Annotated in this window: 14 protein-coding genes; 7 read left to right on the top strand and 7 right to left on the bottom strand. The window is 72.5% G+C overall.

What is annotated here, in order from left to right; translation table 11 throughout:
• The 3 genes from STRVI_RS03690 to STRVI_RS03680 all read right to left on the bottom strand — a co-directional run bounded on the left by STRVI_RS03690 (nucleotide 1) and on the right by STRVI_RS03680 (nucleotide 4380).
• Nucleotides 1-561 (bottom strand): hypothetical protein, encoded by a 561-nt coding sequence (locus STRVI_RS03690; RefSeq protein WP_014054272.1) that lies wholly within the window; start codon nucleotides 559-561, stop codon nucleotides 1-3.
• A gap of 157 nt (nucleotides 562-718) precedes the next feature.
• Complete coding sequence (locus tag STRVI_RS03685) at nucleotides 719-3364, bottom strand: serine/threonine-protein kinase (RefSeq protein WP_014054271.1); 2646 nt, start codon at nucleotides 3362-3364, stop codon at nucleotides 719-721.
• A 230-nt stretch (nucleotides 3365-3594) separates the two neighbouring features.
• Nucleotides 3595-4380, bottom strand: a complete 786-nt coding sequence (locus STRVI_RS03680) for a VOC family protein (RefSeq protein ID WP_014054270.1) — start codon at nucleotides 4378-4380, stop codon at nucleotides 3595-3597.
• Nucleotides 4381-4819: 439 nt separating this feature from the next.
• Here STRVI_RS03680 and STRVI_RS03675 point away from each other — a divergent pair, with 439 nt between their 5' ends.
• A complete protein-coding gene (locus STRVI_RS03675) occupies nucleotides 4820-5467 on the top strand; it encodes a TetR family transcriptional regulator (RefSeq protein ID WP_014054269.1) in 648 nt (215 codons plus the stop codon).
• Nucleotides 5468-5619: 152 nt separating this feature from the next.
• Here the strand turns inward: STRVI_RS03675 and STRVI_RS03670 are convergent, their stop codons facing one another.
• Together STRVI_RS03670 and STRVI_RS03665 are read right to left on the bottom strand one after the other, a co-directional pair.
• On the bottom strand, nucleotides 5620-6102 hold the full coding sequence (locus STRVI_RS03670) for a nitroreductase family deazaflavin-dependent oxidoreductase (RefSeq protein ID WP_014054268.1): 483 nt from the start codon (nucleotides 6100-6102) through the stop codon (nucleotides 5620-5622).
• Nucleotides 6102-7496: an acyl-CoA dehydrogenase family protein gene (locus tag STRVI_RS03665; protein ID WP_014054267.1), complete on the bottom strand. Its 1395-nt coding sequence runs from the start codon at nucleotides 7494-7496 to the stop codon at nucleotides 6102-6104. Before STRVI_RS03665 ends, STRVI_RS03670 begins: the two co-directional genes overlap by 1 nt.
• A gap of 187 nt (nucleotides 7497-7683) precedes the next feature.
• Between STRVI_RS03665 and STRVI_RS55490 the strand changes: the two genes are divergently transcribed.
• The 3 genes from STRVI_RS55490 to STRVI_RS03655 all read left to right on the top strand — a co-directional run bounded on the left by STRVI_RS55490 (nucleotide 7684) and on the right by STRVI_RS03655 (nucleotide 9997).
• Complete coding sequence (locus STRVI_RS55490; protein WP_014054266.1) at nucleotides 7684-7812, top strand: hypothetical protein; 129 nt, start codon at nucleotides 7684-7686, stop codon at nucleotides 7810-7812.
• Between the two features lie 185 nt (nucleotides 7813-7997).
• Nucleotides 7998-9176: a thiolase C-terminal domain-containing protein gene (locus STRVI_RS03660; RefSeq protein WP_014054265.1), complete on the top strand. Its 1179-nt coding sequence runs from the start codon at nucleotides 7998-8000 to the stop codon at nucleotides 9174-9176.
• 128 nt (nucleotides 9177-9304) lie between these two features.
• Entirely contained in the window at nucleotides 9305-9997 is a 693-nt protein-coding gene (locus tag STRVI_RS03655) for a pyridoxine/pyridoxamine 5'-phosphate oxidase (protein ID WP_014054264.1), read from the top strand.
• Between the two features lie 117 nt (nucleotides 9998-10114).
• Here the strand turns inward: STRVI_RS03655 and STRVI_RS03650 are convergent, their stop codons facing one another.
• The gene (locus STRVI_RS03650) at nucleotides 10115-10594 is read right to left on the bottom strand and encodes a Zn-ribbon domain-containing OB-fold protein (protein ID WP_014054263.1); all 480 of its coding nucleotides are present in this window, start codon (nucleotides 10592-10594) and stop codon (nucleotides 10115-10117) included.
• On the bottom strand, nucleotides 10576-11028 hold the full coding sequence (locus STRVI_RS03645; RefSeq protein WP_014054262.1) for a hypothetical protein: 453 nt from the start codon (nucleotides 11026-11028) through the stop codon (nucleotides 10576-10578). The genes STRVI_RS03650 and STRVI_RS03645 overlap by 19 nt, the downstream gene beginning before the upstream one ends.
• Nucleotides 11029-11279: 251 nt before the next feature.
• On the opposite strand from STRVI_RS03645, the gene STRVI_RS03640 reads away from it, so the two are divergent.
• The 3 genes from STRVI_RS03640 to STRVI_RS03630 all read left to right on the top strand — a co-directional run bounded on the left by STRVI_RS03640 (nucleotide 11280) and on the right by STRVI_RS03630 (nucleotide 15726).
• The gene (locus tag STRVI_RS03640) at nucleotides 11280-12434 is read left to right on the top strand and encodes a flavin-containing monooxygenase (RefSeq protein WP_014054261.1); all 1155 of its coding nucleotides are present in this window, start codon (nucleotides 11280-11282) and stop codon (nucleotides 12432-12434) included.
• 210 nt (nucleotides 12435-12644) lie between these two features.
• Nucleotides 12645-14894 (top strand): acetate--CoA ligase family protein, encoded by a 2250-nt coding sequence (locus STRVI_RS03635; protein ID WP_014054260.1) that lies wholly within the window; start codon nucleotides 12645-12647, stop codon nucleotides 14892-14894.
• 16 nt (nucleotides 14895-14910) lie between these two features.
• A complete protein-coding gene (locus STRVI_RS03630) occupies nucleotides 14911-15726 on the top strand; it encodes an enoyl-CoA hydratase/isomerase family protein (protein ID WP_014054259.1) in 816 nt (271 codons plus the stop codon).
• Nucleotides 15727-15731: the final 5 nt, after the last annotated feature.

Genomic DNA, 15731 nt, shown 5'->3' with positions numbered 1-15731 from the left:
TCAGAGGACGGAGACGACCTCACACCGGACCACGGTTCCCGACACCGAGGGATCATCGAGCGGCACCCGTACGGTCCTCGACTTCCCCGCGGGAACCCGCACATCGGCGCGCCCGGAGGTCAGGGTCGAGCCGTCCCGGTCCTGGAAGCTCATGTCGACGAGGTAGGTGTCGGCCGCGCCCGAGCGGTTGCGCACCTTCACGGTCGCCGCCGGACGGCCGCTCTTGTCCTTACCGGCGCAGATGACGACGGTCGCCTGGGGCCCGTTGGACGACGCGGTGCTGCCCGAGGAGCCGCTGGACGCGCTGTCGCCGTAGTCGTCATCGTCATAGTCGCGGTAGCGGGAGCCGCCGGAGCCCGAACCGGTGGTGGAGCTCTCGTCGTCGGAGTCCGAGTAACCACCCGAGCCGGAACTGGAACCGGAGCCGGACCCCGAGTGGTGCGAGGACGAGCTGGAACAGCCGCCTCCGCCACCCCCGTGGCCATGGCCACGCCCCTTGAACCCGGTCAGCGCCACCAGCACCACGGTGAGCACGGCCGCCAGCCGTAGACCACGCCGCATCACAGACCCCGTCCCCCGAAGACCGCGTAGAGAGTTACCCATCGACCTCCCGGCTCCCAGGAGGTCGATGAACGCCCGCAACCGTAGCAGGAATTGTCAGGGACACAGCCCGCAACCAGCCGCCGCGGCGCGTCATCGCGTCGCCCCCGGGGGTGGGTCAGGCCCGGCCGCCCGACGGCCGGGACTGGCCCGTGCCCTTGACCGCGTCCAGCGCGTAGACGCACCGGTCCTTGCTGCACGCGTACACCACACCCCCGGCGGCCACCGGGGACCCGGTGATCTCGCCGCCGGTCGCCAGCTTCCAGCGCAGTTGTCCGCCCGCCGCGTCCACCGTGTAGAGGCAGTGGTCGGCCGAGCCGAAGTGGACCCGGCCGTCGGCGACCACCGGCGAGCCGATGACCTCGCCGCCCGCCGCGAACCGCCACTTGGGCGTGCCGGTGACCGCGTCGAGCGTGTAGAGCGCGCTGCCACTGCCCAGATGGACCGAACCGTCGGCCACCAGCACCGGCTCGATCGACTGCCGGGCCTCGGTGGCGATACGCCAGCGGTCGCGGCCGTTCGCCGCGTCCAGCGCGTACACCGTGCCCAGATAGTCGGCGATGTAGATGCCGCCGCCGGTCACCGCGGGCCCCGGCGCGTACGCGGGGGCGCACAGGAAGACGGCGGGCGCCTCGAAACGCCACCGCACATCCCCGCGGGCGGCGTCGAGCGCGAGCACCCGCGTCCCCGCGGAGACATAGACCACCCCATCGGGCGCCGCCAGCAGACGCAGCGGCACACCGCCGCACGACGCCGCGTCGCCCACCGGATACGACCAGCGCTCCGCACCGGTGCGCGCCTCCAGGGCGCGCAGCCGCGCGTCCGCCCACACATATACCGTGCCGTCGTGGACGGCCGGGCCGGACTCGGGCGTCTCGAAGTCGGTCTGGAGGCCCTGCATCTCCCACAGCAGCTCGCCGTTGGCCGCCTCCCACGCCTGGACGCCACCGCCGCGCGTCCCGGTGACGACCGTGCCGCGGTCGACCTTGAGGGAGTAGACCCAGCCGTCGGTCGACAGCCGCCAGCGCTCGGCGCCGTCCTCCGCGTCCAGCGCGTACAGCGTGGGGCCGTCCGAGGCGTGGATCCGGCCGTTCTCCACGGCCATCGCCCACGCCACGTCGCGCGTCTTGAACTGGCGTCGGCCGGTGGCCACATCCAGCGCGTGCACCTCGAACGAGGTCACATACAGCAGCTCGCCGGCCACCGCCGGGGTGCCCCAGACGTCGTTGGACATCCGGAACCGCCACGGGCGCCAGCGGCCGTGCCCGGCTCCTGCGGCATGCGGCTCGGGCGGCTCGGCCGACGGGGAGTGGGTCGGCGGCGGGACGGCGGCCGTGCCGTCGCCCCCGTTCAGCCCTCCGGTGGTCACCCCGGCCGGCGGGCGCACCCAGCCGGTCGCGGGCCCGGTGCCGTGCTGCGGCTGCGGGTCCCGCGCCTGGTCGGCCCGGAGCCCCGGGCCGATCGGCACCTGCGAACCGGGCAGCCGCACCGACCCGTCGGCCCCCGCGGGCGCCGGGGCGGGCGCGGCGGCGGCGGACGGGGCGGCGGCGGACGGGGCGGCGTGCCGCCCGGGCCCGATGGAGCCCAGTGCGCTCGGCGGGCTTGCGGCCTCCGGCGTGCGCAGGCCCCCGCGCGGATCGCTCACGCCCACCGGCTCCCAGCCGCCCGCACCGGCGGGCCCGGCCGCGGCCGCGCCGTGCCGCCCGCCATGGCCCTCCGCGGGGCCTCCCGCGGCGGGCGCGTACGAGGGCGGCGGCGTGGGCGGACGCTCCGGCGGAAGCGGCGCGGACGGCCGGCTGCCGTCGCTCGCGGCGTGCCCGGGACGGCCGCCGCCGGCCGCGGGCCGGGTGGCGCCGCGCACCTGGTTGCGGCCGCTGCGCTTGCGCTCGATGAGCGCGACGGCGCCGGGCGGCAGCCAGGCCGAGGCCGTACCGCTGTCGTCGGCGTTGGAGGCGAACAGATGCGGGGCGAGCTGGGATTGCAGATCGGCCGGGGACGGCCGCCGCTCGGGCTCCATCTGCATGCACGACTCGATGAGCGGCCGCAGCTCGTCGGGCAGCCCGGCCAGGTCGGGGCCCTCGCGCAGCAGCATGAACACGGTCTCCACCGGGTTGGCGCCGTGGAAGGGCGCGTGCCCGGTGGCCGCGAAGGTCAGGGTCGAGCCGAGCGAGAAGATGTCACTCGCGCCGGTCACGCTGCGTGAGTCGCGCGCCTGCTCGGGCGACATATAGGCGGGGGTGCCGACCGCGACATTGGTCATCGTCAGCCGGGTGTTCGAAACACCGGAGGCGATACCGAAGTCGATCACGCGCGGGCCGTCCTCGACGACCAGCACATTGGACGGCTTCAGATCCCGGTGGACCAGGCCCGCGCCATGGATGGACTGCAGCGCCTCGGCGACCCCGGCCGCCAGCCACCGCACCGCCTGGGCCGGCATCGGCCCGCACTCGTTGATGATTTCCTCGAGGGAGGGGGCCGGCACATAGGCCGTGGCCAGCCATGGCACCGCGGCGCGCGGATCGGCGTCCACGACGGCGGCCGTATAGAAGCCGCTGACCGCGCGGGCCGCCTCCACCTCACGGGTGAACCGGACACGGAACAGCTGGTCCTCAGCGAGCTCGGTCCGGACCGTCTTGATCGCGACCCGTCGGCCCGATGCCGAGCGGGCCAGATAGACCAGCCCCATGCCGCCCGCGCCGAGACGGCCGAGCACCTCGAAAGGGCCGATCCGCCTCGGATCGTGCTGCGTCAGCTGCTCCACCACTTGCCTGCCACCTCCCCGTGGGGGCTTGAAAAAATACAGCCCCGTGCAGCGTCTCACCGACAAACCAACCGGCGGCACGCATCCTGCATTCTCTCTGGCGAAGGCGGCGGTTGCGAACCCGGGGGCGAATCGTCGTGTCATCGGGCGATACGGAGCCGGGGACCGTCCGGTTCGGCCAAGGATCATCTAAGTGCCCTCAGGCCCGTATCGCCCAGTCCTCCGGCCGGGGTTCAGCCTGCCGTCGAGGTGTCGATGACGGCGAAGGCCGCGCCCTGATTGTCCGCAAGGACCGCGAAACGCCCGTACGGCGTATCTTCGGCGGTCTTGAGAACCCGCCCGCCCAGCCGGTGGGCCGTGCGCAGCGTCCGATCGCAATCCGCCACCACAAAGTACGTCAGGAAGTGGGCGGGCAGAGCGGCCGGGTACTCCTCGCCGATCACGACGCGTCCGCCGATCGCGTGACGGAGGTCCGGGGGCTCTCCGCGCGGCATCCACAGGACCAGATCGGCCGACGCGCCCTCGGCGGAGGGCTCCATCCCGTATCCGAAGACCGCCCGGTAGAAGGCGTCCACGGCGCGCGGCTGACGGGTGTGGACCTCGGTCCAGCCGTATGAACCGGGCCCGCCGCGCCGCCCGAAGCCGGTGTGGCTGCCCGCCTGCCAGATCCCGAAGACGGCGCCGCCCGGGTCGGCGGCCGTCGCCATGACGCAGAACCGGTCGATCCACACCGGCGGGGTGATCACCCGGCCACCGGCCTCGCGGATCCGGGCGGCGGTCGCGGCGGCGTCCTGGGCGGCGAAGTAGATGTTCCAGACGGTGGGCATCCGGCCGTCCGGCTTGGGGACCAGCCCCGCGACCTCCTTACCGCCGAGGAGGGCACGGGTGTACGAGCCGTAGTCCGTGGCGATCTCCTCAAAGGCCCAGCCGAACAGCTCACCGTAGAAGCGCCGGCCCGCCGCGAGGTCGGACAGCAGCACATCCGCCCAGCAGGGCACGCCTTCCGCGAATGCCGCCATGGCCCGGGTCCTCTCGCGTCCCTCGCTCCTCTCAGTCCTTGACCTGAAGCTCGGCCCTGGACCTCGGCTCTCGGAGCTTGCTCACAGCCCGTTTGGAGATGCTTGGCACGTATTTGGAGCAACTTGGCTCGTTTACCTCACTTGCCACGCTAACGGGGGATCGCCCGGTCTGCTCGCCCCGGAACTCGAAATATTTGGCCAATCCTTTTCGCGCCAAGACGGATCCGACCGCGTCATCCACCGTTGTTATCCACAGCCTGTTGATAACACAATTCACACGTGTGGGTGAGCAGTGATTGAGGGCTTGACGACGACGGACGGGGGTCGGAATCAGCCATTCCAGCCTGCTCAGCGAGGCTCACAAACCCTCTCATCCCGCCCTAACCCCATTTGCACGCAGCCGAATCGCGCTCCGATCACCCCTCGGTAAGCTGACGGCATGACAGGACAAGTACGCACAGTCGACGGGCGGGTGGCCGGTCGTCGCGGGCAGGCGACGCGGCAGAAGCTGCTCGACTGCCTCGGCGAGATGCTCAGCACATCCCCGTATCGAGACGTCAAGGTCATCGATGTGGCACGTAAGGCAGGGACCTCGCCTGCGACGTTCTACCAGTACTTCCCCGATGTGGAGGGCGCCGTCCTCGAGCTCGCCGAGGAGATGGCGAAGGAGGGTGCGAACCTCACCGATCTGGTCGCCGACCGCTCATGGGCGGGCAAGTCCGGCGCGGCGGCGGCGGAGGACCTGGTCGAGGGGTTCCTCTCCTTCTGGCGCAAACATGACGCCATCCTGAGGGTGGTCGACCTGGGCGCCGCCGAGGGCGACAAGCGGTTCTACAAGATCCGCATGAAGATCCTCAACTCTGTCACCAACTCCCTTACGGACGCCGTCAAGGAGCAGCAGGCCAAGGGCCGGATCGACGACGACCTCAACCCCGCGGCCATCGCGGGCTCGCTGGTCGCGATGCTGGCCGCGGTCGCGGCGCACCAGAAGGGCTTCCAGAGCTGGGGCGTCAAACAGGCCGACCTGCGGCCGAGCCTGACCTGGCTCGTCCACCTCGGCGTCACCGGTCGGAAACCGCCGAAGTAACGAATCCGCACCCTTCCCCTGCCCCTCCCTCGGCCTCTCCCTGCCGGCCTCTCCACGCCGGCCGCCCGGCCGAGCCCGCACGTCCTGTCACGCCGCGGCGGATCACTCCCGAGTGATCCGCCGCGGCCTTTTTGCGCCCCCGACGGACCGGCTCAGGGCTCCTCGGTGCGGTGAAGGCGGAAGAGGCGGATCTCGCGCTCCACCCGCGACTGATAGCTCGCGTAGGGCGGCCAGAAGGCGAGGGCCGCCGCCCAGGCCGCCTCGCGCTCGGCACCCTCCAGCAGCCGTGCCCGGACGACGATGTCCCGGCCCCGCCAGCTGATCTCCGCTTCCGGGTGCTTCAGGAGGTTCGCGGTCCAGGCCGGATGGCCCGGGCGGCCGAAGTTGCTGCCGATCAGGAGCCAGGTGCCGCCGTCCTCCGGCATACAGGCCAGCGGCGTACGGCGGGGAAGCCCCGACCTCGCGCCGCGCGCGGTAAGGATCACGCCGGGCAGCATCCGCGCGCTCGGCAGCACCTTGCCGCGGGTCAGCCGGTGGACCGTGCGGTCGAAGGCGGGGATGACATGGGGCGCGACCTTGGCGAAGGCGCGGGTCGAGGACACCTTCCGGACCAGCTTCACGCCGAAACCGGCCATCAGACCGTCACCACCTTCCGCGGCCCGTCATGCCCGTCCCGCCCGTCGCGGCCGTTGGGCCCATCGTGCCTGTCAGGGCCATCGTGCCGACCGTGCCCGCCGTATCCATCGTTCCCCCCGCGCCCGCCATGGCCGCCGTAAGGAGCGCGATCGGCCGCGCCGAAGAGTCCCTCCCGTTCCGCGGCTTGGGCCCGAAGCCGGTGGACGGGGCCGAAGAGCAGCTCGTCGGAGGCGGCCCGCTTGAAGTAGAGATGTGCCTCATGCTCCCAGGTGAAGCCGATGCCGCCATGTAGCTGCACCGCCTCGGCCGCCGCCATGCGCTGCGCCTCCAGCGCCTGCGCGAGCGCCAGCCCGCCCGCGACCGCGGCTTCCGCGCCCTCCGCACCGCCCTGGGCCGCGCCCGTGCCCTCCGCACCGCTCTGGGCCGCGGCCCAAGCGGCGTAGTACGCAGCCGAACGGGCCGCCTGGACCGCGACGTACACATCCGCCAGCCGGTGCTTGACCGCCTGGAACGAGCCGATCGGGCGGCCGAACTGCTCACGCGCCCGCACATAACCGACCGTCCGCGCGAGGGCCGCGTCCGCCGCCCCCACGGCCTCGGCGGCGAGCACGGCCGCGGCCGCCGCACCCACGGCCGCCAGCGCCTCCGCCACCCCGTCCCCGCTCCCGCCGTCATCCACCCCCAGCAGTTCGGCGGGTACGTTCCGCAGCTCGATGCGGGCCTGCGGGCGCGTCGCGTCGAGCGCGGTCAGCCGGGTGCGGACCAGCCCGTCCGCCTCCGCCGGGACGAGGAACAGCAGCGTCCGCCCGCGCGTGTAGCCCCCGGCGCGGGCGGCGACCAGCAGCAGTTCGGCGCTGTGCCCGCCCAGCACCTGCTCCACCTGCCCATACAGCCGCCACCCGGCACCGCCACCGCTGTCCGGGCGCGCCTGGACACCCCCCGCGCGCCCCCCACCGGCCCACGCGCCGTCCCGCGCTCCTACGAGCCCCAGCGCTTCCGGCAGCGCGCGCCCCGGCACCGCGAGCGCCGCCGTAAGGGCGCCCTCCGCGATCCGCGGCAGCAGCTCGGCGCGCTGCACCTCCGTCCCGACCGCGGCCACCAGGGGCGCGGCGAACACGGCGGTGGCCAGAAGCGGCGAGGGCAGCAGCACGCGCCCCGTCTCCTCACAGGCCAGCGCCAGCTCGGTGACCCCGCAGCCGACACCCCCGTACGCCGACGGAAGGGCCAGGCCCGGTAGCCCGAGCGTCCGGGCGAGCTGCTGCCACAGGGCCTCGTCATAGCCGGCCGCGGCCTGGACCGCCGCCTTGACCTCGTCCGGCCCGCACCGCTCCCGCAGGAGTGTGCGCAGCGTACGGCGGATCTCGTCCTGTTCCTCGGTGAACGCGGCGTCCATCGGCGAGCACCTCCACTTTCTGACGGACCGTCATACTAGGGAGGGGCTCCGGACTTTCCCACCCCTCCGCACCCCTCCACGGCTGAACTGCCGGCACCTCACCACGTTCCTCCCCACTGGCTCCGCCGGAGCGCAGACCGGCGGCGGCCCTGTCCCCCGGGGCCTATCGGAGGAGCGAGGAGGGGTGATGGACGATCGGAGCACGCAGGAGACGAGCGACGACCGATGGACCGGCCCTGACAAGTGGCAGGTCATCATCGGAGTGCTGAGCCTTCTGGTGGCGATCGCCGCTTGTGTGGGGCAGTTCCTGCAGTAGCCGGGCGCCTCACGCGTGGTCCGGACGGGGCTTGTGCTCGAGGCGCGAGCACGGCCATACGGGAGAGCGTCCGGACCACCCCCTTCCCCCGGCATCCCCGCGCGCAGCACCCTCACCCACCCCCCTTTTCGCTCCCTCCTCCACCCCCTCTTCCCCGCCCCCAAATCTGATGTACCGTCAGATTCATGTCGCCCGCAGCGCAGCGCACCCGTAAGGTCGCCGTCGTCGGCGTCTCCCTCTCCGACTGCGGCCGCGTCGACACGGCCACCCCCTACGCCCTCCACGCCCAGGCCGCCCGCCGGGCCCTCGCCGACTCCGGCCTGGAACGGTCGGTCGTCGACGGCTTCGCCTCGACGGGGCTCGGCACCCTCGCGCCGGTCGAGGTGGCCGAGTATCTGGGGCTGCGGCCGACCTGGACCGACTCGACGGCCGTCGGCGGCTCCACCTGGGAGGTCATGGCGGCGCACGCGGCGGACGCGATCGCCGCCGGGCACGCCCGCGCCGTCCTGCTCGTCTACGGCTCCACCGCCCGCGCCGACATCCGCGCGGGCCGCCGCACCGCGAACCTCTCCTTCGGGGCGCGCGGGCCGCTGCAGTTCGAGGTCCCGTACGGGCACACGTTGGTCGCCAAGTACGCGATGGCCGCGCGCCGCCATATGCATGAGTACGGCACCACACTCGAACAGCTTGCGGACATCGCCGTTCAGGCCCGCATCAATGCCGGGCACAATCCGGACGCGATGTTTCGCGAACCGATCACGGTCGATGACGTCCTGAGCGGCCCGACGATCGCCGACCCCTTCACCAAACTCCACTGCTGCATCCGCTCGGACGGCGGCTGCGCGGTGCTGCTCGCGGCCGAGGAGTACGTACCGGACACGGCGAAACCCACGGTGTGGGTGCTGGGTTCGGGCACGGCCGTCTCGCACACCACCATGTCCGAATGGGAGGACTTCACGGTCTCCCCGGCCGCCGCCTCGGGGCGGGCGGCCTTCGCACGGGCGGGCGTCCGACCGTCGGATATCGATGTGGCCGAGCTCTATGACGCCTTCACCTATATGACTCTGGTGACCCTCGAAGACCTGGGCTTCTGCGCCAAGGGCGAGGGCGGGGCATTCGCGGCGAAGGGGCGGCTGACGCGGGACGGCGAGCTGCCGACCAACACCGACGGCGGCGGCCTCTCCGCCTGCCACCCGGGGATGCGCGGGCTGTTCCTGCTGGTCGAGGCGGTACGGCAGCTACGCGGCGAGGCCGGGGAGCGGCAGGTGCGCAAGGCGGATGGACGGCTCCCGGAGCTGGCCGTGGCGTCGGGGACGGGGGGCTGGTTCTGCTCGGCGGGCACGGTCGTCCTGGGCCGCGGCTGACCGGCCCCACGCGGGGGGCTGGGGACGGTCCGACGGCTGGGCCCGCGCCGGTCCCGGCTCGGCCCGCCCCGGCCGTACGTACGCACCCGCTTGCCCCGGCCCGTCGCGGGTGATCGGATGGGGAGCCGATGAGCGATGACCAGAACGAGGCTGAGGCATTCCGGGCACTGCTGCGCGGCCTGCGTGTACCCCATGCGGGCGAGCTGCCGGTCTTCGACCCGGACACGGCCCCGGACACACCGCTGCCGCTCTTCCGGCGGTGGCTGCGAGAGGTCGCCGAGGCGGGGGAACCCGGCCCGCACACCATGACCCTGGCCACCGCGGACGCCGACCGCCACCCCTCCCAGCGCACGGTGATGCTGCACGACGCCGATGGGCGCGGCTGGCACTTCGGCACCCATCGCACCAGCCGTAAGGGCCGGGAGCTGGCCGAGAACCCGTACGCCTCGCTCGCGTTCCACTGGATGCGGGCGGGCCGCCAGGTGCGCGTCAGCGGACGGGTCGGCGAGGCCGGGCCGGAGCAGAGCGCGGCCGATCTGCGCGGCCGGTCCCCCGCGGCGCTCGCGGCGGCGCTGGCCGGGAGCGGACGGCAGAGCGAGGTGCTCGGCTCGCACGAGGAGCTGCTACGGGCTTTCGAGATGGCGTACGAGCGGGCCGAACGCGAACCGGACGCGACCGCCCCCACCTGGACCCTGTACGTCCTGGAGGCGGACGAGGTCGAGTTCTACCAGGAGGAGGCGCGGCGACGGCACGTACGGCTCCGCTACCGCCGCGACCCCGGCGAGCGCGGCGGCTGGCGGCGGGAGCTGCTGTGGCCATAGGGGCAGTACGACCGCATGGCGACGACCGTAAGGGTGCGACGAGAAGGCGAACGCGACCGTAAGGCGTGCACCGTGACCGTAAGGCGTGCACCGTTGAACAGTGCGACCGTAAGGCGGTCACGCCGTAACACCGGGCAGGCAGGCGAGCAGCGGCCGGAAGACCGGAACGGCAGGAGCGTCCCGCTCGGCGGCATCGGCCGCCCGGAACGCCACCCGGAGCCGCATCCCGACGCGCGGGCCGCCCGCCGGGGCCTCGATGAGTTCGGTCATCATCCGCGGCCCCTCGGCGAGGTCGACGACGGCGGCGGTGTACGGGACACGTGCGCCGAACGGCGGCAGGTCATTGCGGTGCACCACGGACCACGTGTAGAGCGTCGCGGCGCCGCTCGCCTCCTCCCAAGTGACGTCCTCGCTCCAGCAGTACGGGCAGAATTCGCGCGGGTAGTGGTGGGCCAGTCCGCAGTCGGCGCACCGCCGGATCAACAGCCGGCCCTCGGCCGCGGCGTCCCAGTAGGGGCGGGTGAAGGCGTCGATCTCGGGCAGGTCGAAGCGCGGAGCACCCGCGGGCGGCGCCGGGCTCACGGGAACAGCCCCCATGCCTCGTCGAGCGACCAGGTCTGCCAGCTCATGCCGAAGAGCCCGACCACGGAGATCAGCACCATCATCGAGTTCTGCCCCTGCTCCGCCCAGTCGTGGATCATGAGCAGGAAATAGAGGAGATTGAGCACGATCGCGCCGACCAGGGCGATGGGGGTCAGAAAGCCGAGCGTCAGGCCGAGGCCGAGGGCGAGTTCTGCGTAGACGACGACATACGCCATGACCTTGGGACGGGGTGTCACCACCGCGCCGAAGCCGCTGCGGACAAACGCCCAGCGGTGCTTGGCGGCCACGCCCACCGCCCAGCCGATACCCGTGCCGCGCTCGAACCAGTCCTTCTTGTCCTTGTGGCGCCAGCTCTCGAGCCACCACAGGCCGAGTCCGATGCGCAGTACGGCGAGCCATTCGGCCCCGCTGAGCCCGATCGTCCGCATCGTGCCCCACCTCTCCCATCCCAGCGAATCTGACGGTACGTCAGTTTCACGGCCCGGGAGCGACCCGCACAAGGGGTCGCACCAGCGGAAGGGAAACCGACGGGATGCGGGAGTAGCGACCGCCGAAGCAGCGACCGGCGGAACGGCAGACCGACAGATACCGGCCGTGACCTGTCCGCAATCCATTCGGAATCACTTTGACCGGATCGCTTTGACCGAAACCCGTCAAATACCCGGCTACGCTCACCCGCATGGCTGACAGCTCCCCCGAGAAGTCCTCACCCGTTTATGTGATCGGCGGTGGACCGGGCGGACTCGCCGCCGCCGCCGCGCTCAGCCACCGCGGGATCCGCGCCGTCGTCCTGGAGAAGTCCGAGGCGGTCGCCGCGTCATGGCGGAACCACTACGACCGGCTGCATCTGCACACCACGCGCCGGCTGTCCGCGCTCCCCGGCCTGCCGATCCCCCGGCCCTACGGGCGCTGGGTCGGGCGCGACGACGTGGTGCGCTATCTGGAGCGCTACACCGAGCACCACCGACTGGAGATCGTCACGGGGGTCGAGGTCTCCCGCATCGACCGGTCGTCCGACAACACGGAGTGGGTGCTGCGCGCCACGGGCGGCCGTGCGCTGTCCTCGCCCGTGGCCGTCGTCGCGACGGGTTTCAACCACACCCCACGGGTGCCGGACTGGCCGGGCCGCACCGCCTACACCGGTGAGCTGCTGCACGCCGCCCACTACCGCAACGCCCGCCCCTTCGAGGGCCGCGACGTGCTCGTGGTCGGCGTCGGCAACACGGGCGCGGAGATCGCGGTCGACCTGATCGAGGGCGGCGCGGCGCGGGTGCGGCTGGCGATCCGCACCGTGCCGCACATCCTGCGCCGCTCCACGGCCGGCTGGCCCGCGCAGGCGACCGGCATCCTGGTGCGCAGGCTGCCGCGGCGCGCGGTGGACCGGGCGGCGCGGGCGATGTGCCGGCTGAGCATGCCGGATCTGACCGAGCACGGTCTGCCCTGGCCCGACACCGGGCTCTACACCCGCGTACGGGAGGGCGCGATCCCGGTCCAGGACGTGGGGCTGGTCGACGCGGTACGGACGGGGCGGGTGGAGGTGGTCTCGGCGGTCGACTCCTTCGACCTGGACAAGGTGGTCCTCACCGACGGCTCGCGGATCAGCCCCGAGGTGGTGATCGCCGCGACCGGCTACCGGCGCGGCCTCGAGGAGCTGGTCGGTCATCTGGGCGTGCTCGACGACCGCGGCCGTCCCCTCCCCCACGGTCGGCGGACCCTGAAGTCCGCCCCGGGGCTGCACTTCACGGGCTATACGAACCCGATCAGCGGGATGCTGCGAGAGCTGGCCATCGACGCCCGGAAGATCGCCAAGACAGTGGCCCGCACGACGGCTTGACCGCGGAGCAGGCACCGGGGGCGCGCGGCCAGGCACGCATTCCGCCGCCCCCGCCGTCACCCTGCGTGTTCCTGGCGCCCCGAGCATTCCTGACAGGCCGTCAGTTCAGTAACCTGACTACTGGGTAATGTGACTTGGCGTCAGTTTTGCCGCCGAACCACCCGGTCACCTGCCCGGTTATTGGCCAACGAGCAGGAGTGGCGGATACCGATGCTTGGATCGACCTACGGCACCCTGACCACCAACTCCCGTCATGCCCGCGCCGTCGCCTGCGGGCGGGCCCCCGGCCCCGCCGTGCACGCCTCCAGCAGGGAGGCGGCGGGCGGGCCCGTCGAAGGCGCGGACGACGTGGACGTCAGCGGGCGCCCGCTGCACTCCGCCGTCCCCGATCTGGACCGCTTCTTCCATCCCGAGTCGGTGGCCCTCATCGGCGCCTCCGACGCGGACGGCCGTCCCAACACCGGTATCACCCGCCAGCTTCTGGCCTGGGCCGAACGCGTCGGCGCCCGGCTGCACCCGGTGCATCCCTCCCGTCCCGCCGTCTTCGGCATTCCGTGCGTACCGTCCGTGGCCGCGCTGCCCGAACCCGTCGACCTCGCCGTCCTCCTCGTCCGTGACCCGCTCCCGGTCATCGAGGAACTCGACGGGAGCAAGGTGAAGTTCGCCGTCGCCTTCGCCTCCGGCTTCGCCGAGACCGGCCCCGAGGGCGCCGCCGCGCAGGCCCGGCTGGCCACCGCGGCCCGCGGCGCCGGGCTGCGGCTGCTCGGCCCCAACACCAACCTCAACGCCTTCGAGAAGTTCCGCGACGACCTCGACGGGCCCGCCATCGCCCTCATCACCCAGTCAGGCCACCAGGGCCGCCCGGTCTTCACCCTCCAGGAACTCGGCATCCGGCTCAGCCACTGGGCCCCGACCGGCAATGAGGCCGATCTGGAGACCGCCGACTTCATCTCCTACTTCGCCGACCGGCCCGAGGTCGGCGCCATCGCCCTGTACGCGGAGGGGCTGAAGGACGGCCGCAGCTTCCTCCTCGCCGCCGACCGGGCCGCCCGCGCCAAGGTGCCCGTCGTCGCCGTGAAGGTCGGCCGCACCGAGACCGGCGCCCGCACGGCCGCCTCCCACACCGGCAAGCTGACCGGCTCGGACGCAGTGGTGGACGCGGCCATGCGGCAGTTCGGCGTGATCCGCGTGGACGGCCTGGACGAGCTGCAGGACACGGCGGCGCTGCTCGCCCGCGCCCGCCCGCCGCTCGCCGAGGGCGTCGTGGTGTATTCGATCTCCGGAGGCACCGGGGCCCACTTCTCCGACCTCGCCACCGCTGCGGGCCTCACCCTGCCCACCCTCTCCACCGAGAAGCAGGCCGAGCTCCACCAGTGGATACCCGGCGATCTCAGCGTCGCCAACCCGGTCGACAACGGCGGCCACCCGGTCGGCGACTGGCGCGGCCGCAAGATCATCGACGCGATCCTGGCCGATCCCGCCGTGGGCGTGCTGATCTGCCCGATCACCGGCCCCTTTCCGCCCATGAGCGACAAGCTGGCGCAGGATCTGGTGGAGGCGGCGGAGCAGACGGACAAGCTGGTGTGCGTGGTGTGGGGGTCGCCGGTCGGCACCGAGGGCGCCTACCGCACCACCCTGCTGGGCTCCTCCCGCGTGGCCACCTTCCGTACATTCGCCAACTGCATCACCGCCGTGCGGGCCTATCTGGGGCACCACCGCTTCACCGCCTCCTACCGCTCCCCCTTCGACGACGCCCCGCGCACCCCGTCTCCGTCCCTGCGCAAGGTGCGCGATCTGCTGCGCCCAGGAGGCCGCCTGAGCGAGCACGCGGCGAAACAACTGCTGCGGGCGTACGGCATCCGGGTGCCGCGCGAGCAGTTGGTGACCAGCGCCGCCGCGGCCGTCCGCGCCGCCGGGCTCGTGGGCTATCCCGTCGTCATGAAGGCATCCGCACCGCAACTCGCCCACAAGACCGAACTGGGTCTGGTCCGGCTGGGGCTGACCTCGGCCAGCCAGGTCCGCGACACCTACCGGGAGCTCACCGACATCGCCCGCTGCGAAGGCGTCGAGCTGGACGGGGTGCTGGTCTGCCAGATGGTCCAGCGCGGGGTGGAGATGGTCGTCGGCATGAGCCATGACACCCTCTTCGGCCCGACCGTGACCGTGGGTATAGGGGGCGTGCTCGTCGAGGTGTTCCGCGACGCCGCCGTACGCGTCCCCCCGTTCGGCGAGGACCAGGCGCGCGCGATGCTCGCCGAACTGCGCGGCCGCGCCCTCCTCGACGGTGTGCGCGGCGCTCCCCCGGCCGATGTGGACGCGCTCGTGGAAGTCGTGCTGCGGGTCCAGCGCATGGCCCTGGAACTCGGGGACCACCTCGCCGAACTCGACGTCAATCCGCTGATGGTGCTGGAACGCGGCCAAGGCGCCGTGGCACTGGACGCACTGGCGATCTGCCGCTGACCGATGGAGCGTTCCCATGACCTCTCCCTCCCCCGAAGAAGCGCTTGACTCCGTTGTACGGCACACCACTGACAACGGCGTCTCGTGGATCACGCTCAACCGCCCCGCCGCGATGAACGCCATCACCCCCGACCAGCGAGAACACCTGATTTCGCTACTGGACCACGCCTCCGCGGACCCGACCGTCCGGGCCGTCGTGCTGACCGCCACCGGCAAGGGCTTCTGCGCGGGAGCGGATCTGCGCGGCGCACCGGCCGCGGCGGAACGCGTCGCGGGCGATGTCGCCCGGCTGATCCGCGGCGGAGCGCAGCGGCTCATCGCCGCCGTCCTCGACTGCGAGAAGCCGGTGATCGCCGCCGTCAACGGCACCGCTGCCGGGCTCGGCGCCCATCTCGCCCTCGCCTGCGATCTGGTGCTGGCCGCCGAATCGGCCGTCTTCATCGAGGTGTTCATCCGCCGCGGTCTGGTCCCCGACGGGGGCGGTGCGTATCTCCTGCCCCGGCTGACCGGCCCGCAGCGCGCGAAGGAGCTGATGTTCTTCGGCGACGCGCTGCCCGCCGCCGAGGCCGAGCGGCTGGGCCTGGTCAACCGGGTCGTCCCGGACGACGAACTGGCCAAGACCGCCCGCGCCTGGGCCGAGCGCCTCGCGGCCGGCCCCACCCGCGCCCTCGCCCTCACCAAGGCGCTGGTGAACGCCTCCCTGGAGTCCGGCCGCCCGGCCGCGTTCGCCGCCGAGGCGGCGGCGCAGGAGACCAACATGACCACGGCCGACGCTCAGGAGGGCGTGAGCGCGTTCATCGAGCGCCGGCCCCCCGTGTACCGAGGCCGCTGAGAGAC

This window comes from Streptomyces violaceusniger Tu 4113, from assembly GCF_000147815.2.
In the GTDB taxonomy this organism is placed as follows: domain Bacteria; phylum Actinomycetota; class Actinomycetes; order Streptomycetales; family Streptomycetaceae; genus Streptomyces; species Streptomyces violaceusniger_A.
The sequence above is the reverse complement of the archived record's forward strand: the minus strand, read 5'-3'. Positions and strand labels throughout refer to the sequence as shown.